This window comes from Acinetobacter sp. GG23 (assembly GCF_057766365.1).
The window spans coordinates 18,192-31,363 of sequence record NZ_JBYMDJ010000013.1 but is presented as its reverse complement, the minus strand read 5'-3'; the positions used below and the strand labels follow the sequence as shown (position 1 = coordinate 31,363).

10 protein-coding genes are annotated in these 13,172 nt (G+C 39.5%); 4 read left to right on the top strand and 6 right to left on the bottom strand.

Translation table 11 applies throughout. From position 1 onward, the window contains the following. Positions 1-12: 12 nt before the first annotated feature. Both glnD and dapC read left to right on the top strand, forming a co-directional pair. Positions 13-2,679 carry a [protein-PII] uridylyltransferase gene (gene glnD / locus AC3CAU_RS16170; RefSeq protein ID WP_131213464.1) on the top strand — a complete coding sequence of 889 codons (2,667 nt, stop codon included), beginning with the start codon at positions 13-15 and terminating at the stop codon, positions 2,677-2,679. A gap of 24 nt (positions 2,680-2,703) precedes the next feature. Beyond that, positions 2,704-3,873: a succinyldiaminopimelate transaminase gene (gene dapC / locus AC3CAU_RS16165; RefSeq protein ID WP_131213466.1), complete on the top strand. Its 1,170-nt coding sequence runs from the start codon at positions 2,704-2,706 to the stop codon at positions 3,871-3,873. 100 nt (positions 3,874-3,973) lie between these two features. Here dapC and AC3CAU_RS16160 read toward each other — a convergent pair whose 3' ends face one another. Next, a complete protein-coding gene (locus AC3CAU_RS16160) occupies positions 3,974-4,456 on the bottom strand; it encodes a glutathione peroxidase (RefSeq protein ID WP_131213468.1) in 483 nt (160 codons plus the stop codon). After that, positions 4,453-4,872: a peptide-methionine (R)-S-oxide reductase MsrB gene (gene msrB, locus AC3CAU_RS16155; RefSeq protein ID WP_067724171.1), complete on the bottom strand. Its 420-nt coding sequence runs from the start codon at positions 4,870-4,872 to the stop codon at positions 4,453-4,455. Before msrB ends, AC3CAU_RS16160 begins: the two co-directional genes overlap by 4 nt. Before the next feature lie 229 nt (positions 4,873-5,101). On the opposite strand from msrB, the gene AC3CAU_RS16150 reads away from it, so the two are divergent. Continuing rightward, positions 5,102-6,532: a pyridoxal phosphate-dependent aminotransferase gene (locus tag AC3CAU_RS16150; protein ID WP_131213470.1), complete on the top strand. Its 1,431-nt coding sequence runs from the start codon at positions 5,102-5,104 to the stop codon at positions 6,530-6,532. A 52-nt stretch (positions 6,533-6,584) separates the two neighbouring features. Here AC3CAU_RS16150 and AC3CAU_RS16145 read toward each other — a convergent pair whose 3' ends face one another. Beyond that, positions 6,585-8,567 (bottom strand): acyltransferase family protein, encoded by a 1,983-nt coding sequence (locus tag AC3CAU_RS16145; protein WP_131213472.1) that lies wholly within the window; start codon positions 8,565-8,567, stop codon positions 6,585-6,587. A 231-nt stretch (positions 8,568-8,798) separates the two neighbouring features. Here AC3CAU_RS16145 and AC3CAU_RS16140 point away from each other — a divergent pair, with 231 nt between their 5' ends. Beyond that, the gene (locus AC3CAU_RS16140; RefSeq protein ID WP_447054292.1) at positions 8,799-9,977 is read left to right on the top strand and encodes a YbfB/YjiJ family MFS transporter; all 1,179 of its coding nucleotides are present in this window, start codon (positions 8,799-8,801) and stop codon (positions 9,975-9,977) included. A 15-nt stretch (positions 9,978-9,992) separates the two neighbouring features. Here the strand turns inward: AC3CAU_RS16140 and AC3CAU_RS16135 are convergent, their stop codons facing one another. The 3 genes from AC3CAU_RS16135 to AC3CAU_RS16125 all read right to left on the bottom strand — a co-directional run bounded on the left by AC3CAU_RS16135 (position 9,993) and on the right by AC3CAU_RS16125 (position 12,934). Next, the gene (locus AC3CAU_RS16135) at positions 9,993-10,505 is read right to left on the bottom strand and encodes a M23 family metallopeptidase (RefSeq protein ID WP_447054291.1); all 513 of its coding nucleotides are present in this window, start codon (positions 10,503-10,505) and stop codon (positions 9,993-9,995) included. Positions 10,506-10,692: 187 nt separating this feature from the next. Then, complete coding sequence (gene icd, locus AC3CAU_RS16130; RefSeq protein ID WP_447054290.1) at positions 10,693-11,946, bottom strand: NADP-dependent isocitrate dehydrogenase; 1,254 nt, start codon at positions 11,944-11,946, stop codon at positions 10,693-10,695. Between the two features lie 847 nt (positions 11,947-12,793). Further along, the gene (locus AC3CAU_RS16125) at positions 12,794-12,934 is read right to left on the bottom strand and encodes a hypothetical protein (protein ID WP_447054289.1); all 141 of its coding nucleotides are present in this window, start codon (positions 12,932-12,934) and stop codon (positions 12,794-12,796) included. Positions 12,935-13,172 lie beyond the last annotated feature (238 nt).

Genomic DNA, 13,172 nt, shown 5'->3' with positions numbered 1-13,172 from the left:
GGATCTCTGTTCATGATCAATACCTCTCCGCTGTTGAATTACGTTAAAAGTAACCATGACATTCAGGCGATCAATCAATGGCGCACCGATGTTGAAAATCAGCTTCAGGAAGGTTTTGAAAATGGACAGTCAATCCGAGAAATCATTTTGGCCCGATCAAATCTGATTGATGAGGCATTGGAATTCCTCTGGAGGCATGCTGAACTGGATCAGACTGATCTGGGACTATTTGCCGTTGGCGGTTATGGCCGTCGGGAAATGTTACCCTATTCCGATATCGACATCATGATTTTATCAGAAGATGAAATCACTCCAGATCAGGAAAAGTTGATTTCAACCTTTATCTCCTCCCTTTGGGATGTCGGTAATTTTAAACCGGGCATTAGTGTACGTACCATTTCCCACTGTGTGGAACAGGCTACCAGCGATTTAACTGTAGCCACTGCCCTGATTGAGTCACGCTTGATTATTGGCAATCAACATTTAGCCAAATGGCCGCGTCGTATTGTTTCGCAAACCTGGACAGATAAAACCTTTTTTGATGCCAAAATGGATGAGCAGGCACGACGTCATGCCCAGCACAACAATACTGAAAGTAATTTAGAACCAGATATTAAAAATGCACCGGGCGGTATTCGTGATATTAACCAAATTGGCTGGATTGCAAAACGCCATTTTCGGGTCAATCGCATTTATGATCTGGTACATTTAGGTTTTATTTCCGATTTTGAACTAGGGGTATTAGAAGAAGCGGAAAGTTTTTTGTGGGAAATCCGCCATCATTTACACCGCTTAACCAAGCGTGATGAAAACCGTCTGTTGTTCGATTACCAACGCGACATTGCAGCCCTGTTTGGCTACACCCGTGAAGAACATCAGCCACCCAACTATCCAATCGAACAATTCATGAAGCGTTATTATCGTAGCGCGCAGCAAGTCTCAACACTCAATGAAATGCTGCTGGCTTACTTTAATGAATCGGTGATTACGCCACGTTTGCCCAACTATGAACGCAAAATTGAAGAAATTAATGAAAACTTCAAACTGGTGGATGGCAAACTCGCGGTACAGCATCATAAAATTTTCTCAGAACGTCCAAGCGCAATTCTAGAAATTTTCTATTTATTGGCCAATCGCCCTGAAATTGAAGGCATTCGCGCACGCACCTTGCGTCTTCTGATCCTTGCGGCAAAACGTATTGATCAAAACTACAGAGATAATCCTCAACATCAAGCCTTGTTTATGGCGATTATTCGTTCACCGCATCGTCTTTATGACACTTTGGTTGCGATGAAGCGATATAGCGTTTTAGGCAATTATATTCCTGCATTTGGCCAAATTATGGGCCTGATGCAATATGACCTGTTCCATATTTATACCGTAGATGCGCATACCCTATTATTGCTGCGCAATTTAAACCGCTTTAAAGAGCCTGAATTTGCAAAAAATTTCCCTGTGGTCAGTTCAGTGTTCCAGCGTCTGGCACGTCGCGATATTGTTTATTTGGCTGCTCTATTCCATGATATTGCCAAAGGTCGTGGCGGTGATCACAGTGAATTGGGTGCAGAAGATGCAATCAAGTTCTGTCGCAAACATGGCTTTACTGAACGTGAATGCAATCTGGTGGCATGGCTGATTCAAAGCCATTTGCTCATGTCGATGACGGCGCAGAAAAAAGATATTTCCGATCCTGACGTGGTTCAAGCTTTCGCTGAAAAACTTGGTGATATGGAACATCTGGATTATCTGTATACCTTGACGGTGGCAGATATTAACGCGACCAATCCAAAACTTTGGAATACCTGGCGTGCTTCCTTAATGCGTCAGCTTTACACCCATGCCCGTGATGTAATTCGTACCGGTCTGGGGCGTCCTGTCGATTATCAAATGCTGATTGAGGACACCAAATTTGCAGCAAGTGAACTGCTGGTCAATGATTTCTCGCTATACGATGTAGAAACGGTTTGGCAGGAACTTGGCGATGAGTATTTCATTAAAGAATCAGCCGATGAAATTGCCTGGCATACCCGTGCCATCTTGCAACATGGCAACAATACTGAACCTTTGGTGTTAATGCGTGCCCATCGTCAATATGCCCAAGATGCGGTTCAGATCTTTATTTACACGCAAGATCAGCCCAATTTATTTGCCACTACAGTGGCTGTATTTGACCGGATGAATCTTGACGTTCAAGATGCACGAATTATTACGGCATCCACTGCATTTAGCCTGGACACCTATGTAGTGCTTGACCGTTTTGGTACCTTGCTGACCGATCCTGAACGTGAAGAAACCGTGATTGAGGCTTTAGTCAAAGCACTCAGTCAATCGGATAAATATCCAGGTTTAATGCAACGTCGCATTCCACGCCAGTTACGTCATTTTGATATTGAAAATACTGTTGATATCACCATGAATGCTGCGCTACAGCAAAACATGGTGGAAATAGCAACACTTGACCATCCGGGCTTGCTTGCCAAAATAGGCGGTTTATTTATGATGCAAGGTTTGGATATTCACTCTGCTAGAATTGCGACCTTGGGTGAACGCGCAGAAGATATTTTCTTTGTCACTAAAAAAGATGGCATTCCCATGTCCGATTCAGAAGCTCAAACTTTTGCTGCTCAATTAAAATTGGCACTGGATGAAGCCTCGAATCAAGTCTCTGGCCAACATTAACTTAAATTAAGCGGTATCGATTTCATGAACTCAAGTTTGTCACTGTTGCACCCCTATCCTTTTGAAAAGTTAAATAAACTTTTTCAGGATATAAAACCTGCAGATTTACCACTGATTCCATTATCGATTGGTGAACCGAAACATCCTGCGCCAGAGTTTGTAAAACAGGCAATTATTGACAACTTTAAGCATTTATCGACTTATCCAAACAGTAAAGGCCTACCAGAGCTGCGTCAAAGCATTGCCCACTGGCTTACTCGTCGTTTTAAGCTGAATAGCATGAGTGCTGAAAGTAATGTTCTTCCTGTATCTGGTACACGTGAAGCGATCTTCTCTTTTGTTCAAGCTTTGGTGAACCGTGAAGATGCACCTTATGTGGTTATGCCAAATCCTTTTTATCAAATTTATGAAGGTGCAACTTTACTTGCAGGGGCAAAACCGTACTTCATTAACTGTACTGAAGAAAACAATTACCTCGGTGATTTTGATGCCGTTCCTGCAGAAGTCTGGGAAAAAACAGTATTACTGTTTGTCTGCACACCGGGTAACCCAACCGGTGCGGTATTGTCTAAAGAACAGTTCAAGAAATTGATTGAACTTTCAGACAAATACGACTTTGTCATTGCGTCGGATGAATGTTATTCAGAACTCTGGTTTGATCAAGCACCAGTCGGCTTACTTGAAGTCTGTGCTGAAATTGGACGTGACGACTATAAAAACTGTGTCGTGTTTCACTCACTTTCTAAACGCTCAAACTTACCGGGTATGCGTTCAGGTTTTGTAGCGGGTGATGCAGCATTACTTAAACCGTATTTGCAATATCGTACTTATCACGGTGCAGCAATGCCGGTGCAACATCAACTGGCGTCTATTGCCGCTTGGGATGATGAAGCACATGTGGAAGAAAACCGTAAACTGTATCGTGCCAAATTTGAACTATTTCAAAATGAACTCGGTCAGTTATTGCCACTGAAAAAACCGGATGCAGGCTTTTATTACTGGTTAAAAGTCGACAATGATGAAGCTTTTGCAAAAATGTTAATGGAAAAAGCGCATATTAAAGTGCTTCCTGGACGTTATCTGTCTCGTGATACCGAACAAGGCAATCCGGGTGAAAACCATGTACGTCTAGCTTTGGTTGCAGATATTTCGCAGTGTGAACAAGCCATTCAGCGTTTAAAAGCGATTTTATAAACACTCTACTCATTTAAAAAATCTAAACAGCATTTTTTTAGATAAATTTAGGGCGATCAATTGATCGCCCTATTTTACTTTAGTCAGTAATTGCTTTTGACTACTTTGCCAAAGCAGCTTCAACTTCATTTTCTAATTCTTCAGGTTTCGTGGTCGGTGCAAAACGGTTTAACACCTTGCCATCTTTACCAATCAAGAACTTGGTAAAATTCCATTTAATCCCATTGCCTAGAATTCCTTTGCTGTTATTAGTCAAATAACGGAATAAAATGTGCGCTTCTGGGCCTTTCACATCCACCTTTGAAAACATGGGAAATGTTACCCCATAGTTTTTTTGGCAGTAAGCCCCGATTTGTTCATTAGAGCCAGGATCTTGACCGCCAAACTGGTTACAGGGGAATCCCAAAACCTCGAGACCTTGATCTTTGTATTTCTCATACAACTTTTCAAGACCTGCAAACTGGGGGGTAAAACCGCATTTACTTGCAGTATTTACAATCAATAAAACCTTACCTTCATAATCGGCAAATGATTTATTTTTTCCATCTAACAACTCAGCCTCAAACTGATAAATGTTGGTCATGGATATGTTTCCTCGTCATTTTTTTCTTGTGTTTTTAATTCTAATGAAGCTGAATTTACGCAATAGCGTAACCCTGTTGGCTGTGGACCATCTTCAAAAACATGCCCTAAATGTGCGTCACAATGATGACAAACAATTTCAGTTCTCACCATACCATGGGTCGTATCCTGATGTTCTTCAATTGCAGAATTATTTAAGGCTTTATAGAAGCTTGGCCAACCACAACCACTATCATATTTTGTCTCTGAGCTAAATAACGGCTCGCCACAACAACGACAGACATAAGTACCATCTTGTTTTGTGTTCCAGTATTTACCTGTAAATGCAGGCTCTGTTCCCTTTTGACGTGTAATACGGAACTCTTCAGGTGATAACTCTCTTTGCCATTCTCGGTCTGATTTATTGAGTTTTCCCATGGCTACGCACCTTCTTTCTTGCTATTTAAAATAAAATAATCCTATATTTACGTCATTCATATTTAAATTTCTAGTCTTTCGTTAACATTTTACAAAAGACCTATAATTTCTCTAAAAAAGCAAAAAGTAAGCAAATTTTAAAAATAGAGTGAGCAATTCATTTAAGAAATGCTTTTTTGTGAGCAAATTTAGTGTTACTCTTTATCATAAGCTTGCTCAGGATTAAAAAATGTCGCAAAAAAAGAGCGTTATTTTTAAAAATTTGCTTCCTTTGATTAGACAGTATCAACAGGCAGGATTTACGCACGAAAAAATTGTTGCTTTACTTCGAGATGAACACAATCTTGATTTAGTAACAACTGAGACATTTAAAAGTTATTTATATCGTTATGCAAAAGTGACCTCCACTCCTTCCGAGAACATTAAAATGCCGAACACTTTCCAAACCCCTCGCGAAATTAAGAAATCGTCTAAGCTCGAGCATGTATGCTACGACATTCGCGGACCTGTGTTACGAGCGGCCAACGAAATGGAAGAAGCCGGGCATAAGATTATTAAGCTCAATATCGGTAATCCTGCCCCTTTTGGCTTTGAAGCACCACAAGAAATTATTAACGATGTCGCTTTAAACCTTACGAATGCCGTAGGTTATACAGACTCGAAAGGGATTTTTCCTGCGCGTAAAGCAATTTGTCAGTATTACCAGCAAAAAGGCATTTTGAATATGAATGTCAATGATGTGTATCTCGGTAATGGGGTATCCGAACTGATTGTCATGGCAATGCAAGGATTACTGGATGATGGCGATGAAATGCTGGTTCCCATGCCGGATTATCCTTTGTGGACTGCTGCGGTAAACCTGTCAGGTGGTACGGCGATTCATTACAAATGCGATGAAGAGAACTACTGGTATCCTGACATTGCGGATATGGAAAGTAAAATCACCCCCAATACCCGTGGTATTGTGATTATCAATCCGAATAATCCAACAGGCGCAGTTTACCCACGTCATGTACTGGAACAAATTGTTGCACTTGCAAAAAAATATGACCTGATTTTATTTGCAGATGAAATTTACGACAAAATCGTTTATGACGGCATTGAACATGTGGCAGTGGCTGCACTTGCTGGTGATCAACTGTGTGTCTCGTTTAACGGTTTGTCTAAAGCCTATCGTATTGCAGGTTTCCGCTCAGGCTGGATGGCCATTACCGGTGATAAATCACGTGCAATGGACTACATTGAAGGTTTAGACATGTTGGCTTCAATGCGCCTATGTGCCAACCATCAAGCGCAATATGCCATTCAAACAGCACTTGGTGGCTATCAATCCATCAATGACTTGATTCGTCCAGGTGGTCGTTTATATGAACAACGCAATATCGCCTGGGAAATGCTGAATGCAATTCCCGGCGTATCTTGTGTCAAACCAGAAGGTGCAATGTACTGTTTCCCTAAACTGGATCCGGAGATTTATCCAATTCAGGATGATGAAAAATTCATGCTCGACTTTTTGCGTGCTGAAAAAGTGTTACTGGTTCAAGGGACCGGTTTCAACTGGCCGACTCCAGATCATTTCCGTGTAGTGTTCTTGCCGGCTGAAAATGAATTACGTGAAGCGATTACCCGTTTAGGTCGCTTCCTGGCAAAAATGCGTTAATTAAAAATGCTAAAAAACCGCGCTATATAGCGCGGTTTTTTATGTCTGCAATTCATTTTTGATCTTTCAGCGGATTACCATATCGTTTTAAATATTCAATCCCTAATTGCCGAGAACCCTGATTATTAATGTGGTTGGTGTCTTTATTTCGGTATAAAGGCACATTGTTGAGCATAATTTTACAGGTCTGCTGATTACACATCACCTTCGTCGGATCAATAATTTTCAAGTCAGGGTATTTCAGTTTTGCTTCTGCAACAATCCGATTAAATTTCATGAGCTGTGTTTCATAATTGCTTTTAGAAACAGTACATTGGGCCTCTGTGTTTAAAATTTCATTGCGTAGATTACAATCTGCCGGCACTCCATCTTGATCTAACCAAGGGACATCATTGAGCAATATGACCTGATCACTGGACTGATAGGCAATTTCCAGCGCTTTCATGAAACCGTTTTTGAATATTTCTTCATTTGAATGATGAATATCATCTTCAAGTTTTATCTCATGACCAAAATACGGTACATATGAACCCGCTAAAACAATGCTTGGATAATGTGTTTTTGCAAGATGAGCGGTAATGGCCTCATTTCTTAATTTAAATTCACTCAGCTCTTCCCATCGATTAAAATTAGAGTCAAAACGCTGCACACCAGGCAAATAGAAAGTTGAACTTTGAGTAACGTCATAACCGCGTAAATTGGCATCTTTAGCCCATACGTCCAGCATTGCGGTATAAGCATTGGCATGAGAATCACCGATCAATAAAAAATCGATACTAGCTTTCGCTTTGCCCAAAACACAATCATCCTGCTCAGGTAATATTTTCGGATCTTCAATATCCATACATTTATTTCGGATCACATGGGCAAATGAATTGAGTGCTTGTTGCTTGATATAAATAGATTCAGGGAATCGTTCTGGAAAACCTTTATTGATATTGATGGTCTTTGCAACAGCAATAAAACTGAGGGCGGGTACCAGAAAACCGATGATTATCACTTTGTAATTGGCCATCATCACAAAACGTTTGCTTGGTTTTTCAATCAGTTGATAAGTTAAAAATGCCAACAGGATAGACAATAGTACAATCACAGCCTGATTTTCTGTATTTAATGGCCGCATATAAATGCCAAACAATACAATAATAGGCCAGTGCCATAAATACAGAGGATAGGAAATCCTTCCAATCCAAGTACTCAGAGGATTGTTGAGTAACAGGTTAGTTGAAGGTGAACATTGCCCCAAATAGATAATGAAAGCTGTTGCCAAACATGGGATAAGCGCCATTGCTCCCGGAAATGGAGTCTTTTCATTAAAATACGCTGCTGCCGCAAACAATACGATTAAACTGCCCCAAACCAGACTTTGCACTATTTTTTTTGGCAGCTTAAGCTGTGGCAAAAAGCCAATCAATGCACCAATGAGCAACTCAAAGGCACGTACTGGCATACTGAAATAGGCCTTCTCTGCATTTTGCGTCAATTTATGCTGGGCATAAAACAATAAGGCCACGATTAATGTCGTGACTATAGCCCAGCTATATTTACGTGATACCTTTCCAACAAACAGCAATAATAATAAAGGCCAGAAAATATAGAACTGCTCTTCTACCCCAAGCGACCACAAATGCAATAAAGGAATACTTTCAGCACTCTGGCTAAAGTAATCTCCTACTTCATTGCGCATATAGATATTCGCCATCAGCAAAGTTGCGTACATGACACTATCAAAATATTGAGTCAGATCACCTGGTAACATCACCAGCCAAGCAATGATGCTAACCACGCTGAGCACCGTAAAATAAGCAGGTGCTAGACGTACCACGCGCTTCTTGTAAAAGCGTGCGATAGAAAACCGTTTGGACTGAATTTCATGGGTTAAAATGAGGGTAATTAAATAACCTGAAATCACAAAAAAGACATCGACACCAATATATCCTCCAGAAAAGAAAGATAATCCGATATGGTTAAAAATCACCAATAAAACGGCGATAGCCCTTAAGCCATCTATATCAGCGCGATATGAGAAATTCATAATTCTAAAAAGTATAATAAAGTAGCGGCATTGTATGCCTTTATTGAAAAAATTCAATTTTCAAAATAAAGGGCTATCTGTCGCCCAACTCTATAAGAGTTGTCTTAAATATTGCTTAATGGGTCAAACATCGATATTTGTGCAGCGTTTGTAAGGTCTGATCCTATTCATTGTTTAGTACTCATGTTATTTATTATATTGAATTAATACCCAAGAGCTACGAGCACACGGATGTCCCCAAACAATATCAGGCTTAGTCTTTTTTTATGCCTCAGCATGTGTTTAGGAATTGGTATTTTACGTTTTTCCTATACCGCACTTTTACCCAGCACACGTGAAGCATTTGACTGGTCAAGCAGTTTTGCCAGTCTTTTAGGGAGTGCCAATTTACTCGGCTATCTGATGGGCGCTTTTGTAGCCATGCGACTGCCTCAAAACAAAAGCATGACCCTTTACATTCAAATTGCCGCACTTGCGGGAATGTTCAGTTTAATGTGCTGTGCTTTTGCAAATTTCCCTCAAGCTTGGTATATCTTCTGGCGTGTGGTTTCGGGGATCAGCGGTGGCTTGTTAATGATCTTATCCCCTAGTGTGGTTGCACAATGCTGCGACATTCAGGATCGTTTTAAAATTAATTTTATTGGCTTTAGTGGAATTGGTCTCGGGGTTTTAATAGCTACGCTTTTCTTGCCTTATCTGGATCAAATTTCGATACAGACAGCCTGGCTTATTTTATGTGGGTTTGCACTGATTATTTGTGGTTGCTTAAGTCTGCTGCTGCAACAATTTAAGCATCATTTGTCTGCACAAACCGTTCAGAGTGTACCTAAGACTCCACTCAATGCACTCTTTTATAGCTTGATGATTGTGTATGCTTGCAGTGCATTTGCCTATATTCCGCATTCATTATTCTGGATTGACTATCTCAGCCATGAACTGGGGCTGACTCTGTTCTGGATTAATTTTAACTGGATTCTGTATGGCGTAGGCAGTGCTTTGGGGGCTTTTGCCGCTTACTCACTGGCAAGAAAATTTGGCAATTTTACCAGCCTGAAAATTCTGTATAGTCTATATATCCTGGCGATTTTTATTACCACATTAAACACCAGTCAGCTGCTGACTTTTGCTTCCTCCTTCTTTACAGGAATGCTCAATCCGGCCGTGGTGTTTTTGACCTCTTATACGATTTTACAACTCTATGGTCTGGCTTATAAAAAACTATGGAGTATAGCCACGCTGTGTTTTGCATCTGTGCAGCTGATTGGCGGATTAAGTTTTAGTGCCCTGCAACATTTCGGTGTAACTTATCATCAACAGTTTATATTGGCTACTGTGGTTCTATTATTGGGAACTTTACAATTGGCTTGGTATACCCGCTCGGATCAAGGTCAGAAGATGAAAGAAATCTGATTTATTCTGATACTTTTAAGAATCTGGAACCAGATAAGGATAAGGATTGATCACACCTTGCCCATTGAAATAAATACCATAATGTAAATGGGGCGGTGTATTTTTAGCATTACCGGTATTTCCTACATAACCAATCACTTGACCGGCTTCTACCCAGTCTCCTTCTTGAATCTGATCCGCATAATCGTCTAAATGCGCATAATAATGTCGACTTAAATTCGGCCCAGTAATCCAGACCACCTTACCCCCCAAATTATTAGTTCCGACTCGAGTGACAATCCCTTGTGTTGCACTCAGTACAAAAGTGCCTCGCTTGGCAAAAATATCAATGCCTTCATGCTTGCGTCCTTCGCTACGTGCTGCACCCCAAGTATCATTAATCTGACGAGCTTTAATATTTTCAACCGGCATTGCAAGTTGTTCAGGCAAGTCCATTTGTTGTAATTGCATATATAAAACTGGATAACGAATGCCCACTGCTTCGCCAGACGATGGTGGCTGACAACCTGAAAGCAGCATGAATGTCATCATTAAACATATGTAGGAACTCTTTTTGAATATTTTTCGATGCTGATGCATTAATTTCAAGAATTAAAGTGATTTAATCAATTTCATCTTAAGTTTTTAATTCTATTGAATGAAATATGATTTCTGTAAATATAAAAAAACCCGCAACAAATGCAGGTTTTTCCCATACAAAGTTCAAGTCTGTGACTTATTCCATGTTGTTGATGACGGCTTGACCAAATTCAGAGCAACGTAATAAAGTCGCGTCAGGCATTAAACGCTCAAAGTCATAAGTCACAGTTTTAGCGGCAATGGCACCAGAAATCCCTTTAATGATCAAGTCAGCAGCTTCAGTCCACCCCATGTCACGCAGCATCATTTCCGCAGAAAGAATGATTGAACCCGGGTTTACTTTGTCCTGGCCAGCATATTTAGGTGCAGTACCGTGAGTCGCCTCATACATTTGAATTGCACCCCCGATGTTTGCACCAGGAGCAATCCCAATACCACCCACTTCCGCTGCAAGTGCATCAGAAATATAGTCACCGTTTAAGTTCAACGTGGCAATAACGGAGTAATCCGAGGGACGCATCAGGATTTGTTGCAAGAACGCATCGGCAATGACGTCTTTAATGATGATGTCTTTACCATTTTTAGGATTCTTGATTTTGACCCATGGACCACCGTCAAGAAGTTCACCACCAAAACGCTCAAGCGCGACTTCGTAACCCCATTCTTTAAATGCACCTTCGGTATACTTCATGATGTTGCCTTTGTGAACTAAAGTCACGCTAGGCTTGTCATTGTCGATTGCAAATTGAATGGCTTTACGAACCAGACGTTGAGTCCCTTCTTTAGAGACTGGCTTAATACCAATACCACAGTTATCTTCGAAACGGATTTTAGTCACGCCCATTTCTTCTTTCAGAAATTTAATGACTTTTTTGGCTTCTGGTGAATCCGCTTTCCATTCAATTCCCGCATAGATATCTTCAGAGTTTTCACGGAAGATCACCATGTCAGTCAGTTCAGGATGATGCACTGGAGAAGGAACACCTTCGAACCAGCGAACTGGACGTACACATACGTAAAGGTCTAATTCTTGACGTAAAGCGACATTGAGAGAACGAATACCACCACCCACAGGAGTGGTTAATGGGCCTTTAATCGAAATAACGAACTCGCGAAGCGCTTCAAACGTTTCTTCCGGCATGTAAGTCCCATAGATTTTATCTGCTTTTTCGCCGCAGTAAACTTCCATCCACTCGATCGAACGTTTGCCAGCGTAGGCTTTTTGAACTGCGGCATCTACTACAGTTTTCATCGCTGGTGTAATATCTACCCCAATTCCATCCCCTTCAATGAAAGGAATGATCGGATTATTTGGAACATTCAGTGATAAATCTGCATTTACGATAATTTTGCTACCATCCACAGGAACTATGATTTTCTGATAACCCATTGTACAAGTTCTCCCTTTGTAGCAAATGACTTTAAAAATAATTGTCAGACAGCAATACTTTCAACTTTTCTTATCTTATTGCATAAATACTTTAATCGAATTTTAGTATTTTGGAGATTTAGACGGGAAATAACCCCATTTTTCGCTGAAATAAAACTCAACGCTCCGGTCTTGATGATTATCAAATTGGTCATTTTTTATGAAAGTCGTCATTCTTAATATTTCTGCATTCCTTATTCTTTAATGAATTATATTTATCTACTCTATATAAGTTAAAAACACCTAATTACAACTTTAATCTTTTTCAATCAATTTTTATTGAATATAAAACCGGTATCTTTAAAGTAAAGTAAATTTTACTGATCGTGATATCGCCAGGTTCAGTTAAAATGACTAAATCATTTTTCTTTTGAACCCCAGTCAGCATCATACTTATGCGATCTAAAATCTCTTAATATATTATCCATAGATACAGAAAGTTCATTGTTACCACCTGTACATGGTAAGCATATTATTTAATTTAGAAGTTAGTAAAAAGTCTACCTAACTCTCTCAACTTAAATAGGCTCTTTAATTCACAATTTTATATTTTTTGTTTTTAAGTTATTGGAGTGAAAACAAGATATTACTGTTACCCTGTTGAATAAGTAGGTTTTATAAAACTGGTCTATTTCCAAATATCATAGTTAAGTTATATTTTTTAGAAATTTATCTAAATTTCCAAAATTTAATAGGGTTAATAAAATTTTTATAACTGAGTTTTTACTCGTATCATTTCATTTCCACTGATATCATTTCAATAATCTCTTTATTTTATCAAATCTATCAAAATTAATATTTTCCTGCGTTAGACCAGGAAATCTTTAAGTAGAGATTGTTTAATAATTTCATCAAAATTAGGTTTTAACGAATTTTGCTTATTCGTCTTCACGGTTTTATAGCAATAGCTCGCTGCTATACCTGCACTTAATAGGGCCAGCATTTTCATTCTTCACCTCAAATTATTAAAATAAATATATGAATATTAAACTATCATTCAAATTTGTAGCTTTCCAAATCACTTTTGATTATTTTTTGTACTATATGTAAGTCATCATATACGAAATTAAAAAATCAGCTCTTGGGTGCCTGAATGTCATTTATCGCAGAATGATTGATTTCAGAAGCCCCCATAAACAGTTTGACCGAGGAATGAGGTTATCTCTTAAGGTTACAAACTTTAAAGG